This is a genomic window from Mycobacterium kiyosense (assembly GCA_021654635.1).
Lineage (GTDB): Bacteria > Actinomycetota > Actinomycetes > Mycobacteriales > Mycobacteriaceae > Mycobacterium > Mycobacterium kiyosense.
Genome location: AP025179.1, coordinates 1,775,127 through 1,794,940, shown reverse-complemented (window position 1 = coordinate 1,794,940; position 19,814 = coordinate 1,775,127). Strand labels below are relative to the sequence as shown.

Below are 19,814 nucleotides of genomic sequence, written 5' to 3'. Positions count from 1 at the left end.
GGTTCATCGCGCCACCACCAGAACGATCAGCACACCAAGGGCGCCGTAACCCAGGTACAGGTGAATACTTCCGTTGTGCGCGAACCGGACCGCCCGTGCGCACCCGGCGATAGCGGACAGCACGGGAGCATAGAGGCGCTCTTCGACGGCGTCGGCCAACTTGGCGTGGTAGGCGATCTTGTCGACGTGGTAGCGGGTTCCCTCCAGGTGCGTCACCTCGATGCCGGTGTCCGGCCGCAGCAGGTCGTCGAAGACGCGTTGCAGCGGCTGGGCGAACGAGGTAGCGGTGTACTGCATCCGCGGGCTGAGTTCGTCTGCACCGCAGGCCCATAACGGCAACTGCGCCGGCTGCGGCCGGTGCCGGGCTCCCCAGCGGGCCAGGCACAGCACCAACAGCACCGCGACGATCAGGGCCCCGGCGAGCAGGGTGGGTGAGATCGAGCCGTCCATGCCCGGCAGGTGCAGCATCAGGCCCAGCCCGGCCAGGTCGGCGCCACTTGAGGCCGGCAGGCTTTGCAGCACCGACTGCAACGGGCCGACGAACACGAACGGCGTCACCGCGACCACGACGCAACCCAGCGCCGCGACCACCATCCCGGCGAGCATGCTCACCGGCGCCTCGCGCGCCGCAGCGGCCCCGTCGGAGCGGGCCCGCGCTAAAAACCCGGTGCCGAAAGCCTTCACCATCGCGGCCACCCCGAGACCCGCCGTCAACGCCACCGCGCCGACCCCCAGCGGTGTGACCAGGCCGAGGAAGGTGTGCTGGGACCGGGCGTGGATCAACGACTGCACCAGCAGCCATTCGCTGACGAATCCCGCGCCCAGCGGCAGCCCGGACGCGCCGAGTGCTGCGACACCGAACAGCGTTGTGGTGGCGGGCATTCGGCGGGCCAGCCCGCCCATCCGGTCCAGGTCACGTTCGCCGGCGCCCAGCAGCACCGACCCCGCGGCCATGAACCCCAGGCACTTGAACGCGGCATGGGCGAGCAGATGCAGCAGCGCCGCCGTCATCGCGACCACCGCAGCCGCGCCCGCGCCGGCCGCCGACAACAGCGTGGCAGCGCCCAGCGCCAGGGTGACCAGGCCCATGTTTTCGATCGTCGAATAGCCCAGCAGCCGTTTGAGATCCGCGGCCACCGAAGCCTGCAGTACGCCGTAGAGGGCGGAGGCCGCCCCGACCGCGAGCAGCGTGGCACCCCACCAGCGCGGCCCCGGCCCGAGCAGCTGCAAGTCGATCCGCAGGATCCCGTAGACACCCAGGTTGACCATCGCCGCGCTCATCAACGCCGAGACCGGACTCGGCGCTTCCGGGTGTGCCCGCGGCAGCCAGGCGTGCAGCGGCAGCAGGCCCGCCTTGGAGCCGAATCCCAGCAGGGTCAACAGGAATATCACATTGCGCAGCGGACCCGAGACCGATGCGATGTCCATGCCGGCGAATCGACCGGTCCCCGCGGCCGCGGCCAACACCATCAGCCCGACCAGCACGGCGGTGAAGCCCAGCTGCGTCATCACCGCGTAATAGACTGCGGCCGAACGTACTTGGGGCCGTCGGTGATCGGCAGCCAGCAGCACCAGCGAGCTGAGCGCCATCAACTCCCAGCACAGCAGGAAGGTGGCCACCGAACCTGCGGCGGGCACCAGCAGCATCGCGGCGACGAACGCAGGCAGCATCACCTGCGCGACTGATCCCAGTCGCTCGTGGCGCAGGTACCCGACGCTGTACACCCCGACGACGAGTGCCACCGCGCCGGTCAGCGCCATGAAGAACCCGCCGAGTCGACTGACTTCGAATTCCACCCCGCTCAGCGGTAACAGCCAGGGTAGGCACACTCGCGGCAGCGGCTCGAAGATGGCGGTCAACCCCAGTACCGTCCCCGCCGCGCCGAGGACCGTGGTCGCCGCGCCGCTCACCAACGGACCGATCGTGGTGGCGTGAGTGCCGGTCACCGGCCCGTCACCGACCGCAGGGCCGCGACCACCTGGTCGGGCGTGGGCGGACAGCCGGGAATCTCGACGTCGACCGGGACGACCTCGCCGACCGCGCCCACCACCCCGTAGGCCTCGGCGAACACTCCGCGGTTCAGTGCGCAGTCGCCGCAGGCGATCACCACCCGGGGTAAAGGTGTGGCGGCCAAGGTATTTCGCAGCGGCTGCGCCATGTTGCGGGTGACCACCCCGGTGACCAGCAGTGCGTCCGCGTGCCGCGGCGATGCCACCAGCCGGGCACCGAACCGCTCGGCGTCGTACACCGGCCCGAACGCCCCGGAGATCTCTACCTCGCAGCCGTTGCAGGAGCCGGCGTCGACGTGACGCACCTGCAGGGATCCGCGTACCCCGGCCGGGGCGGCCGCGGCGGCCGCGGGCGTCTCACCCGCGGGTTCGGTCACGCGGCGAAGTCGCAGAATTCTGCTGAGCCAACTCACTTTTCGCGCGCCTACCGCTGGTCCGTGGGGCTGCCCGCGCGCAGGTCTTCGAGTACGGCGACCTGCCCGGTGAGCATGCCGGTGAGTACCTGACGGGCGACCGCCATGAGCTCGGCGATCAGCGGCGAGGTAATCGAGTAGATCACCGTGTTGCCGTCCTTGGTGGCGGTCACCACGCCTGCCCGGCGCAGCACACCGAGCTGCTGGGACAGGTTGGATGACTCCAGGCCCACCTCGGGCAACAACTCGGCCACCGTGTGATCGCGCTCGGAGAGCATTTCCAGGATCCTGACCCGCGCCGGATGTGCGAGCGTCTTGAAGAACTCCGCCTTCAGTTGGTACAGCGGCTGCTTGGACACCCCGGGACCCCACTCACCAATCCATCAACTTAACAGTTGAAGAATTTATCATATGGTGTATACAAGCGCGCGCCGAGCCGCGGCTGCCCCGCACTAGGGAATCTCCACCCGCCGCACCACACCGTCCACCGCGTCGGCGGCTTCGATCTCCCCGCGGGTAACTCCCAGCAGAAACAGCACGGTGTCCAGGTACGGATGGCTCAGCGACGCGTCGGCGACCTCACGCAGCGCGGGCTTGGCGTTGAACGCGATCCCCATCCCGGCTGCGGCCAGCATGTCGATGTCGTTGGCGCCGTCACCGACGGCGACCGTCTGCTCCATCGGAACGCCGTACTGGTCGGCGAACTCACGCAGCGCGGTGGCTTTGCCGGCCCGGTCGACGATGGTCCCGAGCACCCGACCGGTGAGCAGGCCGTCGACGATCTCCAGCTCGTTGGCCGCGACGTAGTCCAGCTTCAGTTCCTCGGCGAGCGGCTCGATGATCGGCCGGAACCCGCCGGATACCACACCGCAGCGGAAACCCAAGCGCTGCAACGTCCGTATCGTCGTGCGGGCGCCGGGCATCAACTCCAGCTGGTCAGCGACCTCCTGGATCACCGACGCGGGCAGGCCCGCCAGGGTGGCCACCCGCTGTTGCAGCGACTCGGCGAAGTCCAGCTCACCGCGCATCGCGGCCTCGGTGATCGCTGCGACTTTTCCCTGCGCGCCGGCGCGGGCCGCCAGCATCTCGATGACCTCACCCTGGACCAGGGTGGAGTCGACGTCGAACACGATGAGCCGTTTAGTCCGCCAGGCCAGGCCGTAGTCCTCCACGGCCACGTCGATGTGCTCGTCGCCGGCCACCCTGGTCAGCGCCGTCTGCAATGGTCCGATGGCACCCCGTGGCACCGAAACCCGCAACTCGAGGCCGGTCACCGGGTAGTCGGAGACACCGCGGATGAAGTCGATGTTGACGCCCAGCGCGGCGACTTCCCGAGCGACCGCCCCGAACGCTCCGGCGGTGATCGGCCGTCCCAGCACGAAGATGGTGTGGGTGGAGGGGTCCTGAATGATCGGCAGGTCGTTGCTGCGCTCGATCGTCACGTCCAGGCCCACCCCGCGGATGGCGCCCTCGACGTCGTCGCGCAACTCGGTGCCGTCGGCGACGTCCAGAGCACAGGTCACCAGCACGCCCAGGGTGAGCCGGCCTCGGATGACCACCTGCTCGACATTGAGCAGTTCGACGCCGTGCCGGCCGAGCACCTCGAAGAGCGCAGACGTCACCCCCGGTTGGTCGATGCCGGTGACCGTGATCAGCACCGACACCTTGGGTGAAAGAGTCACCCGCGGATGCCGCCGATCATCAAGAGCGGACGTTGGCGTCGTCTAGGCGGGTGACGTCGTGCCCTTCCTTGCCGTGTGCGCGACCGACGTGGGACTCGGCACGCATCCGTTCCACCATGTGCGGGTAGTGCAGCTCGAACGCCGGGCGCTCCGAACGGATCCGGGGCAGCTCGGTGAAGTTGTGCCGCGGCGGCGGGCAACTGGTCGCCCATTCCAGCGAGTTGCCGTAGCCCCATGGGTCGTCGACCGTCACAACCTCGCCGTAACGCCAACTCTTGAACACGTTCCACACAAACGGGATCATCCCGATGCCCAGGATGAACGCGCCGACCGTGGAGATGATGTTGAGCGTCTGGAAGTTGTCGGTGGGCAGGTAGTCGGCGTACCGACGCGGCATGCCCTGGTCGCCCAACCAGTGCTGGACCAGGAAGGTGGTGTGGAAGCCGATGAACGTCAGCCAGAAGTGCACCTTGCCCAGCCGCTCGTCCAGCAGTCGCCCGGTCATCTTCGGGAACCAGAAGTACAGGCCGGCGAAGGTGGAGAACACGATGGTGCCGAACAGCACGTAGTGGAAGTGCGCGACCACGAAGTAGCTGTCGGTGACGTGGAAGTCCAGCGGCGGGCTGGCCAGCAGCACACCGCTGAGCCCGCCGAGCAGGAAGGTGACCGCGAAGCCGACCGAGAACAGCATGGGCGTCTCGAACGTCAACTGACCTCGCCACATGGTGCCGACCCAGTTGAAGAACTTGATGCCGGTGGGCACCGCGATCAGGAACGTCATGAACGAGAAGAAGGGCAGCAGCACCGCGCCGGTGGCGAACATGTGGTGTGCCCACACCGCGACCGACAGCGCGGCGATCGAGAGCGTGGCGTACACCAGCGTGGTGTAACCGAAGATCGGCTTGCGGGAGAACACCGGGAAGATCTCGGAGACCACCCCGAAGAACGGCAGCGCCAGGATGTACACCTCTGGGTGACCGAAGAACCAGAACAGGTGCTGCCACAACAGCACGCCGCCGTTGGCCGGGTCGTAGATGTGCGCACCCAGGTGGCGGTCGGCGAACAGCCCGAACAGCGCCGCGGTCAGCAGCGGGAACGCGATCAGCACCAGGATCGAGGTGACCAGGATGTTCCAGGTGAAGATCGGCATCCGGAACATCGTCATGCCGGGGGCGCGCATGCAGACCACGGTGGTGATCATGTTGACGGCGCCCAGGATGGTGCCCAGACCACCGACGGCGATGCCCATGATCCACAGGTCACCGCCGACGCCCGGTGAGTGGATGGCGTCGGTCAGCGGGGTGTAGGCGGTCCAGCCGAAGTCGGCGGCGCCGCCGGGGGTGATGAAGCCGGCCATACCGATCGTGGCGCCGAACAGGAACAGCCAGAACGAGAAGGCGTTCAGCCGCGGGAACGCCACATCGGGCGCCCCGATCTGCAGCGGCAGTACCAGGTTCGCGAAGCCGAACACGATCGGCGTCGCATAGAACAGCAGCATGATCGTGCCGTGCATGGTGAACAGCTGGTTGAACTGCTCATTCGACAGGAACTGCAGTCCCGGCGCGGCCAGCTCCGTCCGCATCAGCAGCGCCAGCAGACCGCCGATCAGGAAGAAGATGAAGCACGCGACGCAGTACATGATGCCGATCAGCTTGTGATCGGTGGTGGTGATCAGCTTGTAGATCAGGTTCCCTTTGGGACCCGTCCGAGCCGGGTAGGGACGGACGGCCTCGAGTTCTCCCCGAGGGGGCGCTTCGGCTGTCAACAGCTCCTCCAAACATCCATCCGGACAGGGGCGCACAACGATATGAGTGGAATCTTAGCCCCCGATCAGGTTCGTGGAAGGTCTGGTCCTACAAACTGTCGTAATTGGCTCTCCCCGCCGGCCGCCCATGCCACCTGGCTGCGGTTATCAGCGTCGGATTTCGCGGTGGGGTTACGCTCGCCGCAATGTCTTCGACGCATTCCGGCGGTCTGCGCCCCACCTTGGCCGTGATCACCCTGGCAGCAATCGTGCTGACCTGCGGGGCCTGCGGCTCCGACAAACCGGTGTCGTCGCGGCCGCTGGTGACACCCACCACCCAGATCGCCGGCGCCGGGGTGCTGGGCAACGACCGTAAGCCCGACGAATCGTGCGCCAAGGACGCGGCCGCGCCCGATCCCGGGCCGGCCACCCGCCCGGCACGCAACGCCGCGGGCGTCACCCCCGACACCGCGCAGGTGCCAGCCGATCCGCAACGCATCGTGGTGCTCTCCGGCGACCAGCTGGACGCGCTGTGCGCGTTGGGACTGCAGTCCCGGGTGGTCGGTGCCGCGTTGGCCGACGGCACCCAGGGCCAACCGTCGTACCTGGGCAAAGTGCTGCACGACGTGCCCGGAGTCGGCACCCGCAGCATGCCGGATCTGAACGCCATCGCCGCGGCACACCCGGACCTGATCCTGGGTTCGGCCGCGTTGACGCCGACGCTGTATTCCGCGCTGGCCGCGATCGCGCCGACGGTGTTCACCGCTGCGGCGGGCGCAGCATGGCAGGACAACCTGCGTCAGATCGGCGCCGCGACGGCTCGGGGCGCCGCGATGGACGCCCTGATCAACGGCTTCACCCAGCGCGCCACCGAAGTGGGGACCAAACACGACTCGGCCCACTTCCAGGTGTCGGTGGTCCAGCTGACGGCCACCACCCTGCGGGTGTACGGCGCCGACAATTTTCCGGCCAGCGTGCTGGCTGCGGTCAAGGTGGACCGGCCGGCCCCACAGCGGTTCACCGACAAGCCCTACCTCGAGTTCGGCGCCACCGACGCCGACCTGGCCAAGAACCCTGACCTCTCCGCCGCCGACGGCGACATCGTCTATGTGTCGTGCGCATCACAGGCGGCCACCGACCGCGCCGCGACCGTGCTGGACAGCGGCCCGTGGCGCAAGCTGGGCGCCAACCGCGACAACCGGGTGTTCGTCGTCAACGACGAGATCTGGCAGACCGGCCAGGGCTTGATCGCCGCCCGCGGCATCGTCAACGACCTGCGCTGGATCAACGCCCCGATCAACTGAGCGACCCTCTCGTCGACTCTGCGTCCACGGCGCGAAAGTGCGAGAAGATCGCGCCCGCACCGCAGAGTCAACGCCGCCCCTGGCGAGCTAGACGCTTCGGGTCGACGCTGTCGTCGAAGAGCGTCCTAAGCTGATGACCAGGGCTGAGTGGGCCCGGTTGGCCCGAAAACGTTACCTTAGCTAAACTTATTGCGTACGCGATCGAAGAGGGATGGATATATGAGCACTGTTAACGCTTACGCGGCCACGTCCGCCAAAGAGCCGCTGACCAAGACCACGATTGAACGCCGCGACCCCGGCCCGCACGACGTAGCCATCGACATCAAGTTCGCCGGCATCTGCCACTCCGACATCCACACCGTCAAGGCCGAATGGGGCGTGCCCAACTATCCCGTGGTGCCGGGCCACGAGATTGCCGGCGTGGTGAGCGCCGTCGGCTCCGAGGTGACCAAGCACAAGGTCGGCGACCACGTCGGCGTCGGGTGCATGGTGAACTCGTGCGGTCGATGCAGCAGCTGGAAGGCCGGACTCGAGCAGTACTGCAAGAACGGCGCCACGTTCACTTACAACTCCATCGACAAGGACGGCACCCCCACCCACGGTGGGTACAGCCAGGCCGTCGTCGTCGACGAGAACTTCGTGGTGCGCATTCCCAAGTCGCTGCCGCTGGACAAGGCCGCGCCGCTGCTGTGCGCGGGCATCACTCTGTTCTCCCCGCTGCGACACTGGAAGGCCGGGCAGGACACCCGCCTGGCTATCGTCGGGCTGGGCGGCCTGGGGCACATGGGCGTCAAGCTGGGCGCGGCGATGGGCTGCCAGGTCAGCGTGCTGTCCCAGTCGCTGAAGAAGATGGAAGACGGATTGCGTTTGGGCGCAAGCAATTACTACGCGACGTCGGACCCCGACACCTTCAAGAAACTGCGCGGCGGCTTCGACCTGATCCTCAACACCGTCTCGGCCAACTTGGATCTCGGGCAGTACATGGGCCTGCTCGACGTCGACGGCACCATGGTGGAACTCGGCATCCCCGAGCACCCCATGGAGGTGCATGCGTTTGCGTTGGCGGCGGCGCGGCGCAGCCTGTCCGGGTCGAACATCGGCGGCATCGCCGAGACCCAGGAGATGCTCGACTTCTGCGCCGAACACGACGTGACGCCCGAAATCGAGGTCATCGAAGCCGATTACGTCAACGAGGCCTACGAGCGGGTGCTGGCCAGTGACGTGCGGTACCGCTTCGTCATCGACATCTCAACTTTGTGAGACAGCCCGGAGCCGGGCCGCAACCTCTTCGGCTGCTTCGCCGTCCTCGTCTCCGGGAATGACCTCGCTGACGTCGATCCCGGCCAGCGGCCAACCGGCCGCGGCCAGGGTCGCGGCGACGCGACGGACGTTCTCGGGTCCGGGGTCGTGGTGGGTCAGCTCGGCGATCGACTCGGCAATCTCGTTGCCGTCGATCACACCGTCGGCTGCCGCCGGCGATCCTTTGGCAGTGAGGTTGTCGATCACTTCTTTGAGCTGTTCAGGGGTGAGTGGCGTGCTGCGCAGCAGTGCGAACAGCGGGACGCGGTCCGGGCCCGGCACACCTTCGGGGTAGCCGGCCTGCAGCCAGCGGATCACCGACCGCAGGAAGTGTGGGTGATTGCAGTGCGTGTGGTCTGTCGTCACCCAGACAGTCTCCTGGCCGGGACGGTACCGGCGCCACCGACGGCGGCTGGCCCCGACGACAATTCACGCGGCGTTCACCGCCTGAACACGTCGAGCTTTCCGGCGCGCCGGTGGTGTCGGTGTTCGTCCCTATCATCGGCTCGTGGGCAGCGCCGTCGTCGTCGTCCCGTTGTTGTGCGGGATCGTCGTCGGTGTCATGCGGCACCACCCGGGCGCCGGTGTCGTGGCGTTCTACCTGGCGCTGCTTGCCGAGGCGCTGGGATGGGCGGCCAGGCGGGAGTGGCTGCGACGTCGCATGAACGGCACGCTGGACGCGATCGACGCAATGGACGGCGTCGAGTTCGAGGACTACGTCGCCACCCGCCTGGTCCGGGCCGGCTGGGAAGTCAGGTTCACTCCGCCGGTGGGCGACTACGGGGTCGACTTGATCGCCGAGAAAGGCGACGAATCCGTCGCGGTGCAATGCAAGCGATACGGCAAACCGGTGGGCGTCGCGGCCGTGCAGCAGGTGGTCTCGGGTGCCCGACTCCACGGCTGTGCCCGCAGCATTGTGGTGAGCAATCAGGAATTCACCAGCGCCGCAAGGAAATTGGCGTTCACTCACCGGTGCCAGCTGATCGGGCGCGGGGTGCTGCAGAGTTGGGTGCCGCCACCGGCAAAGCCGACGCCGCAACCCGGGACGCGCATCCGCCGAAACTGAAGTTTACGACGCAACACGCCGCGGGAGCGTCGTGAAACTCACGCTCGGCGCCCGGCTAGAAGTCCCAGTCCTCGTCCTCGGTGACGACGGCCTTGCCGATCACATACGACGAGCCCGAGCCGGAGAAGAAGTCGTGGTTCTCGTCGGCATTCGGGGACAGCGCCGACAGTATCGCCGGGTTCACATCGGTCTCGTCGCGCGGGAACAACGCCTCGTAACCGAGGTTCATCAGCGCCTTATTGGCGTTGTAGCGCAGGAACTTCTTGACGTCCTCGGTGAGCCCGACCTCGTCGTAGAGATCCTGGGTGTACTCCACCTCGTTGTCGTACAGCTCGAAGAGCAGCTCATAGGTGTAGTCCTTGAGCTCGGCACGCTTGGCCTCGTCTTCGAGCGCCAGGCCGCGCTGGTACTTGTAGCCGATGTAGTAGCCGTGCACGGCCTCGTCGCGGATGATCAGCCGGATCATGTCGGCGGTGTTGGTCAGCTTGGCCCGGCTCGACCAGTACATCGGCAGGTAGAAGCCGGAGTAGAACAGGAAGCTCTCCAGCAGCGTGGAGGCCACTTTGCGCTTCAGCGGCTCGTCGCCCCGGTAGTACTCCAGCACGATTTCGGCTTTGCGCTGCAGGTTGGGGTTCTCCTCCGACCAGCGGAACGCGTCGTCGATCTCGGCGGTCGAGCACAACGTAGAGAAGATCTGGCTGTAGCTCTTGGCGTGCACCGACTCCATGAACGCGATGTTGGTGTACACCGCCTCCTCGTGCGGGGTCAGCGCGTCGGGGATCAGGCTGACCGCTCCGACGGTGCCCTGAATGGTGTCCAGCATGGTCAGGCCGGTGAAGACCCGCATGGTCAGCTGCTTCTCGTGGGCGGTCAGCGTGCCCCAGGACGGGATGTCGTTGGACACCGGCACCTTCTCGGGCAGCCAGAAGTTGCCGGTCAGCCGGTCCCAGACCTCGGCGTCTTTGTCGTCTTGCAGACGGTTCCAGTTGATCGCCGAGACGCGGTCGATCAGCTTTGCATTTCCAGTCACCGGAACTCCACTTCACCAGGACGAATGGGGCTGTGTTGCGTAGGCCACAAACACTACCCCTGGGGGCCGACAAGCCGTCGTAACACAATAAGTTGTGTTCGCGTGTCGCGAAAGGTCAACGATCCGGGGCCCGGCAGAGTGCCGCGGCGGCGGCTTCGGGCACGCTCTGGTCCCAGGTCGACGTCGCCGCCGCTGAACCCCGTCGCAGCCCGTTAGCTCGACTCGGCTGAGTGCAATGCCGCCGGCGAAGCTCAATTCCCTCGCCCGGCATTGCCGGCGTGGATGCCGAACAGCGGCTCAGCGCTTCCCCGGATTGAGCACGACCTTGGTCCAGCCCTGGTCGCGATTGTCGAAGTGCCGGTAGGCATCCGGCGCCTCGCCCAGGCCCAGATTGTGCGACACCAGCCGTGACGGCGCGGCCCTGTCGTGATGGATCAACTCACGCAGGTAGCGGTTGTAGTTCTTGACGTTCGCCTGCCCGGTCGCGATGGTCTGGCCCTTGAAGAAGAACTTGCCGAAGTCGAACGCCATCTTGCCCTGTTTGGCCAATTCGTCTGCGGCGCCCGGATCTTCGGGCAGGAACACCCCCACCACACCGATGCCGCCGGTGGGCCGGACCACCTCGACGAGCGCGTTCATGGTCAGATTCGACCGCTCGTTGCCCGACGCGTCATGGGCCTGGTAGCCGACGGCTTCCACGCCACGGTCCACGCCCTCTCCGCCCGTGGCCTCGGTGATGCTTTCGACCGGATCGGTCTTCGACGAATCCACGCCTACGGCGCCGAACTTCTCTGCCAGCGCCAGACGCTCGGCGATATGGTCGACGACGAAAACCGCTGCGGCACCTTGGATTACCGCGGAATAGGCAGCCATCAGCCCCACCGGGCCGGCGCCCCAGACCGCCACGCTGTCGCCGGGCTGCACCTTGGCCAGCCGGGTGCCGTGCCAGCCGGTCGGAAAGATGTCGGCCAGCATCACGTAGTCGTTCTCTTTGTCCACACTGTCGTCGGGCAGTTGCAGCGCGTTGAAGTCGGCGAACGGCACCCGCAGGTATTCGGCCTGGCCGCCGCGGTAGGGGCCCATATTGGCGTATCCGTAGGCGCCGCCGGCCACACCGGGGTTGACGGTCAGGCAGAACGCGGTCAAGCCACGATCACAGTTCTTGCAGAATCCGCAACTCACGTTGAACGGCAGGCACACTCGATCCCCGGCTTTCAGGCTCTGCACGCCGGGCCCGACTTCGACCACTTCCCCGAGGTTTTCGTGCCCGATCACGGTTCCGGGCTCGAGATCGGTGCGGCCTTCGTACATGTGCAGGTCGGAGCCGCAGATATTGGTGGCAGTGATCTTGACGACGGCGTCGGTGGGCTTCTCGATCGCGGCGTCGGGGACTTCTTCGACGGCTACGTCACGGGGTCCTTTGTAGACAACAGCTTTCATGCTCGGGCGGGTACCCGGCCCCGCACGTTTCAACCTCGGGGTCGTGACGCGGGCGGATGCATCCGACGCGCAGCGGGCCTTCGCCGACACTTCATTTCTCTACCGGGGCGGCTTGATCGTCGCCGTATGGGGCCGAAAACCCGGCTGACATCAGCTGCGACGACATGTACCATTTGGTACATGATTACCGAACACAGCTTTGAGATCGACGCTCGGCCGGACATCGTCTGGGAGGTCTTCAGCGACGTCGAACGCTGGCCCGAGTGGACCGACTCGGTGACTTCCCTCAAGGCCCTCGACGGCCCCGAACTCGCGGTCGGAAACCGCTTCGCGATCAAGCAGCCAAGGATGGGCAACCTTGTCTGGAAGGTCACCGAGATCGAACCGGGCACGTCCTGGACCTGGGAGCAGCGCGCCCCCGGCGCCTTGGCGAAAGCAAGCCACGAGGTCATCCCCCAGCCCGGCGACCGCACTCTGGTGCGCCAGCGCATCGACCAGCAAGGCGTGATCGGCGCTCTGGTCGGCCGATTGATGACGAACATGACCAAGCGCTACCTCGACATGGAAGCCCGCGGCCTGACCATGCGCTCGGAACAGCGCCGGGGCGCGTGTGGTCCGCACGCCTGACGCCGACCGGCGCCGGCAACTCCTGGACGCATTGGTCGAGGAGTTCGCCGCCCACGGCGTGGGCGAGCGGTCGCTGCGCGACGTCGCAGCCGCGGTCGGCACCAGCCATCGAATGCTGTTGCACCACTTCGGTTCCCGGGACAAGCTGCTGCTGGCAGTGGTCGAGGAGGTGGAGCGCCGGCAGATGAACCTGCTCCCCGAGCTTCCGACGAACCCGGCCGAACATTTCAGCGCCATCTGGGCCGACGTGAGCCGCCCCGAACTACGGCAGTTGGAGCGGCTGTTCTTCGAGTGCTACGCGCGGGCCGCGCAAGACGAGAGATCTTTCGCCGCAATGCTTCCCGGCGCCGTCACCGGCTGGCTGGACGCGGCCGACGCCGTCACGGAAGGCTCCGTCGATCCCGCCCAAGCGCGCCTGGGCCTCGCGGTGATCCGCGGACTACTGCTGGATCTGGTGGCCACCGATGACGACGCCGGCGTCGACGCGGCGGCGAAAGCCTTTGCGCGGCTACTCAGCGGCTAGCGCAGGGCGCTTGCCGACCCCGAAGAACCGGTATTCCTCGGGCTTCACCGAGCGGGTGGCCCGCCAATACTGCCAGGTGTAGCCGCCCCACAACACGGTGTTCTTGCCGTGCTCGTCGAGGTACCAGCTGGCACAACCGCCGGTGTTCCACACCGAGTGGGTCAGCTTTTCCTGCAGTTCGTCGTTGAACCGATCCTGCGCCTCGCGGGTGGGCGCCAACGCTTGCGCTTTCATCTTGTCGCACTTGGCGATCGCGTCGGCGACGTAGTGGATCTGCGACTCGATCATGAACACCACCGAGTTGTGCCCCAGGCCGGTGTTGGGCCCCAACAGGAAGAACAGGTTCGGCACGTCGGCGACGGTGATCCCGCGGTGGGCGCCGATACCCTCCCGGTTCCACCGGTCCACCAGATCCTCGCCGTGCTGACCCTTGATCTGCACATAGGTGTAGGAGTCGGTGACGTGGAAGCCGGTGGCGTACACGATCACGTCCACCTGGCGTTCGCGACCGTCGGCGGTGACGATGCCGTCGCGGGTGATCCGGGTGATGCCCTCGGTCACCACCTCGGTCTTCGGGTTCGCGACCGCCCGGTAGTACGTGGTGGAGTTCAGGATTCGCTTGCAGCCGATGCGGTAGTTCGGCGTCAGCTTGCGCCGCAGCTCGCGATCCTTGACCGAGCGGCGGATGTTGTACTTCGCATACAGCTCAATGAATTTCAGCGCATTCGGTCGCTTGGTCATGCCGAACGCCAGCGCTTCCTGGCCCCAGTAGATGGCCAGACGAGTCAGGGCCCGCAGGCCGGGGACGTTCTGCATGGCCGCCCGCAGCCGGGGCGGTATCTCCGGGTTCGACCGCGGTACCACCCACGGCGGGGTGCGCTGATAGAGCTTCAGTTCGGCGACCCGGTCGACGATCTCGGGCACGATCTGGATGGCGCTGGCACCGGTGCCGATGATGGCGACCCGCTTGCCGGTCAGGTCGACGCTGTGGTCCCACTCCGCGGAATGGAAAGCGGGACCGGCGAATTCGTGTCGGCCCTCGATCTCGGGGAAGGACGGGATATGTAGCGCGCCGGCCCCGGAGATCAGGAACTGCGCGATGTACTCGCGACCGTCGGTGGTGAACACGTGCCAGCGGTACTCGTCGTCGTCCCAGTAGCCGCGGTCCACCAGCGAGTTGAACTTGATGTAGCGGCGCAACCCGTATTTGTCGGTGACGCCCTTGAGGTAGTCCCAGATTTCAGGTTGGAAGGAGAACGGGTTTTTCCAGTCCGGCTTGGGCTCGAAGGAGTAGGAGTACAGGTGCGACGGGATGTCGCAGGCGCAACCGGGGTAGCTGTTGTCGCGCCAGGTGCCGCCGACGTCGTCGGCCTTCTCCAGGATGACGAAGTCCACGCCCTGCTTCTGCAGCTCGATCGCCATGCCCAAGCCGGAGAATCCGGTGCCGATGATGACCGCACGGGTGTGCACCGGGGGCTGGTCGGATTGTGGTTTGCCGGTCTCGTCGACGGCCGGGGTCACGACGTCTGTCATGGGAGGTCGGTCTTCCTTACTTGAAAAATACCCAGTACCCGGGGTATCGGATAATCCGAGTGTTGTCGATCGCTACCGTGATGTCAACGTTGCTGAGGCCCAGCTCACGCCGAGGCGGCGGGCAGCGCGTCGTGAATGGGCTTCTCGGGGTCCATCTTGATGCCCAGGGTGTCGGCGGTCCCGACAATGATGCCCATCATGATCGTCGTCAGCTGGGCGACGAATTGCTCCCGCGTCATCGACCGCGGACTGTCCGGGTCGGGACCCAGCCACCACTCGGTGGCGGAGGCCGCCGAGCCGAATGCCGCGAACGCGGCCAGTTCCAGCGCGTCACGGTTGAGCTCCATGTCCCGCAGCTCGTTGTTGAACATCTCGGCGATGGTCAGCGTGATCTCGCGGCCTTCGTTGAGGGTCCGCACGGTTGCCTTGGACTGGGCGCTGGAGCTGCCTTGGATGAACACCCGCATCACGTTGGGATGCTGGTCGAGCAGCGTGACGAACTCTTCGACGGCGCGGTGGATCACTTCGCGCGCGGAGTCGGTGGCCAGGTTGATGGAGGGGAAGATCGCTGCCCAGAGCATGTCGCGCAGCCGTTCCCCGATGGCCAGGAACAGGTCCGACTTGTCGGTGAAGTGCCGGTAGATCTTCGGCTTCGCGGTGCCGGCTTCCTCGGCGATCTCCCGCACGCTCAGCTCGGGGCCCAGGCGATCGATGGCCCGGAACGCCGCCTCGACGATCTCGGCGCGCACTTTCTTGCGGTGCTCGCGCCAGCGCTCGCTGCGCGCGTCGACCTTGACCCCGGGCTTGGCACCGGGGTGCGGTATTGCGGGTCGAGGCATTCTCACCACGTCATGCACCTTACCGCGTGGAGTCGGCTGACCTGGCGATACGGGCGGCAAGTCCCGGCCCACGCGCTGCTCGCGCACCGACCCGGTCGCCGCCTTCAGCGACCGGCCGTCACAACATGCAGCTGACGCAACCCTCTACCTCAGTGCCTTCCAGCGCCATCTGCCGCAACCGGATGTAGTACAGCGTCTTGATGCCCTTGCGCCAGGCATAGATCTGCGCCTTGTTCACATCGCGCGTGGTGGCGGTGTCCTTGAAGAACAGCGTCAGCGACAGCCCTTGATCCACGTGCTGGGTGGCCGCGGCGTAGGTGTCGATGATCTTCTCGTAGCCGATCTCGTAGGCGTCCTGGTAGTACTCCAGGTTTTCGTTGGTCATGTAGGGCGCCGGGTAGTAGACGCGACCGATCTTGCCTTCCTTGCGAATCTCCACCTTCGACACGATCGGGTGGATCGACGACGTGGAGTGGTTGATGTAGGAGATCGACCCGGTCGGCGGCACCGCCTGCAGGTTCTGGTTGTAGATGCCGTGCTGCTGCACCGACTCCTTGAGCCGCTTCCAGTCGTCCTGGGTCGGGATCCGGATGCCGGCGTCGGCGAAGAGTTGGCGCACTTTGTCGGTGGCCGGCTCCCACATCTGCTCGGTGTACTTGTCGAAGAACTCTCCCGAGGCGTATTTGGACCGCTCGAATCCCTTGAAGTGCGTGCCTCGTTCGATCGCGATGCGGTTCGACGCGCGCAGCGCGTGGTAGAGCACGGTGTAGAAGTAAATGTTGGTGAAGTCGATGCCCTCTTCGGAACCGTAGAAGATGCCCTCCCGCGCCAGGTATCCGTGCAGGTTCATCTGCCCGAGCCCGATCGCGTGAGAGTCGTTGTTGCCCTGCTCGATTGACGGCACCGAGGTGATGTGCGTCTGGTCGCTGACGGCGGTCAGCGCCCGGATGGCCACCTCGATGGTCTGCGCGAAGTCCGGCGAGTCCATCGTCTTGGCGATGTTCAGCGACCCCAGGTTGCACGAAATGTCTTTGCCCACTTTGGCATACGACAAGTCGTCGTTGAACAGCGATGGGGTGGAGACCTGCAGGATCTCCGAGCACAGGTTCGAGTGGGTGATCTTGCCCTCGATGGGATTGGCCCGGTTCACCGTGTCCTCGAACATGATGTAGGGGTAGCCGGACTCGAACTGCAGCTCGGCCAGCGTCTGGAAGAACTCGCGCGCCTTGATCTTGGTCTTGCGGATGCGCGCGTCGTCGACCATCTCGTAGTACTTCTCGGTGACCGAGATGTCGGCGAACGCCTTGCCGTAGACACGTTCGACGTCGTACGGCGAGAACAGGTACATGTCCTCGTTCTTCTTGGCCAGCTCGAAGGTGATGTCCGGGATCACCACGCCCAGGCTGAGCGTCTTGATGCGGATCTTCTCGTCGGCGTTCTCCCGCTTGGTGTCCAGGAAGCGGTAGATGTCGGGGTGATGCGCGTTGAGGTACACCGCGCCGGCGCCCTGACGCGCACCCAGCTGGTTCGCGTAGGAGAAGGAGTCCTCGAGCAGCTTCATGATCGGGATGACGCCCGAGGACTGGTTCTCGATGTTCTTGATCGGCGCACCGTGTTCGCGAATGTTGGTCAGCAGCAACGCAACTCCCCCACCACGCTTGGACAGCTGCAGCGCGGAGTTGATGGAGCGCCCGATGGACTCCATGTTGTCCTCGATGCGAAGGAGGAAGCAATTGTGCACGACGGTTCCGCGAATCGTGTATGTGTGCGTGTCCTCGACATGCAGGTTGTAGACCTTGGCGGGAACTTCCTGTGTGTGCCGCAGTTCCCGGATGCCGTACACGTGCCGTCCGTGTACGACCTGATAGGTGGTGCGCGACGTCCCCTTCTGGCCGACGTAATTGTGCAGATTCTTGCCGACGTCAAAGATGAAGTCCTCGTTGGCGCCGGGCAGACCGGGCACAAACACCTGCCCGGTCGTGTTACCCGACTGGTTGACGTACTGGCGAACCCTGGACATGATCCCGTTTCGGCGCAGCAGGAGTTGCACCTGATCGACCAGACTCGGATTGACCAGGTCGAGCACCATGCCGCCGGTGGTGCTGCACCCGTCACCGCGGAACAACCCGGCCAGCAATCCGCGTTGGAACTCTTCGTCGGCCGTTAGAACTTCGTGGGACAACCGTTTCAAGTTGTATCCCGTGCCGACCAACGAGAAGAACAGTGACGCAACGACCTTGCTGTTGCAGATCATGCGCACCGACTGGTCGGACATGCTCTGGTGAACGGCGAGGTCGGCGGCGAACACCCGCTTGAAAGCCGCCGCCAGCTGATGCTGGTATTCGAGTTCGTGCGTGCCGATCGTGAAATGGATGCCGTTGGGATTGCGCCCTGCGTGATCTGATCGCTTGGAAATATGCCCCTCGGCAACGTACCAACCAAGGAGAAGCCCTAGATCGTACGACTCTTCGACATAGCGATTCACCGAGATGAAGCGCATGTGGTGGCGCTGCTTGTTGCGGTGCTTTCGATCGGTGTTGACCTTGCGGATGAGGCCATCAACCTCTTCGTATTCGCCCTCGCCCACGTATTCCATCAGGTCGAAGGTCCGCCGCGGTCGTCCGCCCCGAGGTGCTGCCGTCACGATGAAATCCGAAGGACGAATGTCTTTGGCAGCCAACCAGACAAAGCCGTTGAACGGGTCGGCCCCGTCACCCTCGATGAGGGTCTGCACGTCGCGCGTGGTCCACACCAGGATGGGATGCTCGGGGGGTGCACAGCAGGGGCTCCTTGTGCCCGAAGTGCGAGATGGATATGAGCGCTTGTTCGTTGGGGTTCTCGATGACGGCCTCGACCACGGAGAAGGACCCGTCGTGCGAAAGCACCTTGTCCCCTGTGCGCAGACTCTCAATCGCCCGCGGACCGTCAGGGGTATCTACTGGTGTTCCGGCGGGAAAGCACGAAACCGGCTCTCCGCGTTGCTTTTTTGCCCGAATTCAGGAACGTCGGGGTGGCCGGCTGGAACCGGCCGTCGATGATCTCGTCGACCAGCTTCTCGGCCAGTCCGGTGTCACCGGAGGCCAACGTCAAGGCGACCATGACGACGCGGTCTTCGAAGCGCTCCAGGTAGCGCTTCCCGTCGAAGGTCTTCAGCGTGTAGGACGTGTAGTACTTGAACGCGCCCAGGAACGTCGGGAAGCGGAACTTCTTGGCGTAGGCGCGATCCAGCAGCGTCTTGACGAAGTTGCGCGAGTACTGGTCGAGAACCTCACGCTCGTAGTAGTTCTCGCGAATCAGGTAGTCGAGTTTTTCGTCCTGATTGTGGAAGAACACGGTGTTCTGGTTGACGTGCTCCAGGAAGTACTGGCGCGCCGCCAAGACGTCCTTGTCGAACTGAATCTTGCCCTCGGCGTCGTACAGATTCAGCATCGCGTTGAGCGCGTGGTAATCCGTTTCGTTCTGCGACCCGTGCGTGCCGGCGGTTACAGGCTCTGCAGTGACGGTTGGTGACACGTCTGTTCCTTCCAGAATTCGGCAAGACCTGAGCGAACGGCAACCACGTCGTCCGGAGTGCCCATGAGTTCGAATCGGTACAGGTACGGAACTGCGCACTTGCGGGACACCACATTGCCCGCGTAGGCGAATTCGGCACCGAAGTTGTTGTTGCCCGCGGCGATGACGCCGCGGAGCAGTGAGCGGTTGTGCTCGTTGTTCAAGAACGCGATGACCTGCTTCGGGACGTATCCCCCGTTGTTGATGTCGGGGGTTGCCCGGCCGCCGCCGTAGGTCGGCAGGATCAGCACGTACGGCTCGTCGACCTCGATGCGGCCGTGCAGCGGTATCCGCGTGGCGGGAACACCCAGCTTCTGCACGAAGCGGTGGGTGTTCTCCGACACGGAGGAGAAATAGACCAGGCTGTGCCCCAAGCTCTCCATGACCGCAGCCCCTGTTCGTCTACCGCTGTCTAGGCGCTCAGCGCCGATTCCGCGAGCGCCTTGATGCGGTCGGGACGGAAACCCGACCAGTGGGCGTTGTCGGCCACCACGACGGGCGCCTGCAGGTAGCCGAGCGCCATCACGTAGTCACGCGCCTCGGGGTCCAGGGTGATGTCGACCGTTTCATAGGCGATGCCCTGCTTGTCCAGCGCCTTGTAGGTGGCGACGCACTGCACGCATGCTGGCTTGCTGTAGACGATGATGCTCATGGGCGTACCGCTCCTTTGCGGGAGTGAGGGGTTAACGGGACTGGCAACGGCTTGAGTGGTGGGTCCGCACTGTGTTCAGCGCCCCGGGAGGACCCCAGAT

General features: G+C 65.4%; 18 protein-coding genes and 1 pseudogene. 5 read left to right on the top strand and 14 right to left on the bottom strand.

The genetic code is table 11. From position 1 onward, the window contains the following. Positions 1-3: 3 nt before the first annotated feature. The 5 genes from L6444_RS08520 to ctaD form a co-directional block, all read right to left on the bottom strand. Positions 4-1,947, bottom strand: coding sequence for a proton-conducting transporter transmembrane domain-containing protein (locus L6444_RS08520; protein WP_236981699.1), 1,944 nt, complete (start codon positions 1,945-1,947; stop codon positions 4-6). Next, the gene (locus tag L6444_RS08515; protein WP_236981698.1) at positions 1,944-2,423 is read right to left on the bottom strand and encodes an NADH-quinone oxidoreductase subunit B family protein; all 480 of its coding nucleotides are present in this window, start codon (positions 2,421-2,423) and stop codon (positions 1,944-1,946) included. The genes L6444_RS08520 and L6444_RS08515 overlap by 4 nt, the downstream gene beginning before the upstream one ends. A gap of 11 nt (positions 2,424-2,434) precedes the next feature. Then, positions 2,435-2,782, bottom strand: coding sequence for an ArsR/SmtB family transcription factor (locus L6444_RS08510; protein ID WP_236981697.1), 348 nt, complete (start codon positions 2,780-2,782; stop codon positions 2,435-2,437). A 93-nt stretch (positions 2,783-2,875) separates the two neighbouring features. After that, positions 2,876-4,105 (bottom strand): phosphoserine phosphatase SerB, encoded by a 1,230-nt coding sequence (gene serB, locus L6444_RS08505; protein ID WP_236981696.1) that lies wholly within the window; start codon positions 4,103-4,105, stop codon positions 2,876-2,878. 19 nt (positions 4,106-4,124) lie between these two features. After that, a complete protein-coding gene (gene ctaD, locus L6444_RS08500) occupies positions 4,125-5,870 on the bottom strand; it encodes an aa3-type cytochrome oxidase subunit I (protein ID WP_236981695.1) in 1,746 nt (581 codons plus the stop codon). Between the two features lie 185 nt (positions 5,871-6,055). Between ctaD and L6444_RS08495 the strand changes: the two genes are divergently transcribed. Together L6444_RS08495 and L6444_RS08490 are read left to right on the top strand one after the other, a co-directional pair. Beyond that, on the top strand, positions 6,056-7,153 hold the full coding sequence (locus L6444_RS08495) for an iron-siderophore ABC transporter substrate-binding protein (protein WP_236981694.1): 1,098 nt from the start codon (positions 6,056-6,058) through the stop codon (positions 7,151-7,153). Between the two features lie 219 nt (positions 7,154-7,372). After that, the gene (locus L6444_RS08490; RefSeq protein ID WP_236981693.1) at positions 7,373-8,413 is read left to right on the top strand and encodes an NAD(P)-dependent alcohol dehydrogenase; all 1,041 of its coding nucleotides are present in this window, start codon (positions 7,373-7,375) and stop codon (positions 8,411-8,413) included. Here L6444_RS08490 and L6444_RS08485 read toward each other — a convergent pair. Beyond that, positions 8,402-8,818: a DUF3349 domain-containing protein gene (locus L6444_RS08485; protein WP_236981692.1), complete on the bottom strand. Its 417-nt coding sequence runs from the start codon at positions 8,816-8,818 to the stop codon at positions 8,402-8,404. The genes L6444_RS08490 and L6444_RS08485 overlap by 12 nt on opposite strands. A gap of 142 nt (positions 8,819-8,960) precedes the next feature. Between L6444_RS08485 and L6444_RS08480 the strand changes: the two genes are divergently transcribed. Then, positions 8,961-9,518 carry a restriction endonuclease gene (locus L6444_RS08480; protein WP_236981691.1) on the top strand — a complete coding sequence of 186 codons (558 nt, stop codon included), beginning with the start codon at positions 8,961-8,963 and terminating at the stop codon, positions 9,516-9,518. Between the two features lie 55 nt (positions 9,519-9,573). Here the strand turns inward: L6444_RS08480 and nrdF are convergent, their stop codons facing one another. Both nrdF and L6444_RS08470 read right to left on the bottom strand, forming a co-directional pair. Beyond that, positions 9,574-10,548: a class 1b ribonucleoside-diphosphate reductase subunit beta gene (gene nrdF, locus L6444_RS08475; protein ID WP_236981690.1), complete on the bottom strand. Its 975-nt coding sequence runs from the start codon at positions 10,546-10,548 to the stop codon at positions 9,574-9,576. A 297-nt stretch (positions 10,549-10,845) separates the two neighbouring features. Continuing rightward, positions 10,846-11,988 (bottom strand): glutathione-independent formaldehyde dehydrogenase, encoded by a 1,143-nt coding sequence (locus L6444_RS08470; RefSeq protein ID WP_236981689.1) that lies wholly within the window; start codon positions 11,986-11,988, stop codon positions 10,846-10,848. A gap of 180 nt (positions 11,989-12,168) precedes the next feature. Here L6444_RS08470 and L6444_RS08465 point away from each other — a divergent pair, with 180 nt between their 5' ends. Together L6444_RS08465 and L6444_RS08460 are read left to right on the top strand one after the other, a co-directional pair. Further along, complete coding sequence (locus L6444_RS08465) at positions 12,169-12,615, top strand: SRPBCC family protein (protein ID WP_236981688.1); 447 nt, start codon at positions 12,169-12,171, stop codon at positions 12,613-12,615. Further along, entirely contained in the window at positions 12,599-13,138 is a 540-nt protein-coding gene (locus L6444_RS08460; protein ID WP_236981687.1) for a TetR/AcrR family transcriptional regulator, read from the top strand. Before L6444_RS08465 ends, L6444_RS08460 begins: the two co-directional genes overlap by 17 nt. Here the strand turns inward: L6444_RS08460 and L6444_RS08455 are convergent. The 6 genes and pseudogenes from L6444_RS08455 to L6444_RS08430 form a co-directional block, all read right to left on the bottom strand. Further along, positions 13,124-14,671, bottom strand: a complete 1,548-nt coding sequence (locus L6444_RS08455) for a flavin-containing monooxygenase (protein ID WP_236981686.1) — start codon at positions 14,669-14,671, stop codon at positions 13,124-13,126. The genes L6444_RS08460 and L6444_RS08455 overlap by 15 nt on opposite strands. Positions 14,672-14,775: 104 nt before the next feature. Further along, on the bottom strand, positions 14,776-15,519 hold the full coding sequence (locus L6444_RS08450; RefSeq protein ID WP_236981685.1) for a TetR/AcrR family transcriptional regulator: 744 nt from the start codon (positions 15,517-15,519) through the stop codon (positions 14,776-14,778). Between the two features lie 109 nt (positions 15,520-15,628). After that, on the bottom strand, positions 15,629-18,421 hold the full coding sequence (nrdE, locus tag L6444_RS08445; RefSeq protein WP_236981684.1) for a class 1b ribonucleoside-diphosphate reductase subunit alpha: 2,793 nt from the start codon (positions 18,419-18,421) through the stop codon (positions 15,629-15,631). Positions 18,422-18,464: 43 nt separating this feature from the next. Then, a pseudogene (locus tag L6444_RS08440) lies at positions 18,465-19,023 on the bottom strand (ribonucleotide reductase N-terminal alpha domain-containing protein); the annotation flags it as partial. Then, positions 18,993-19,445 (bottom strand): class Ib ribonucleoside-diphosphate reductase assembly flavoprotein NrdI, encoded by a 453-nt coding sequence (gene nrdI / locus L6444_RS08435; RefSeq protein WP_236981683.1) that lies wholly within the window; start codon positions 19,443-19,445, stop codon positions 18,993-18,995. The gene nrdI and the pseudogene L6444_RS08440, both read right to left, overlap by 31 nt. 29 nt (positions 19,446-19,474) lie before the next feature. Then, complete coding sequence (locus L6444_RS08430) at positions 19,475-19,714, bottom strand: redoxin NrdH (protein WP_236981682.1); 240 nt, start codon at positions 19,712-19,714, stop codon at positions 19,475-19,477. Between the last annotated feature and the right edge of the window lie 100 nt (positions 19,715-19,814).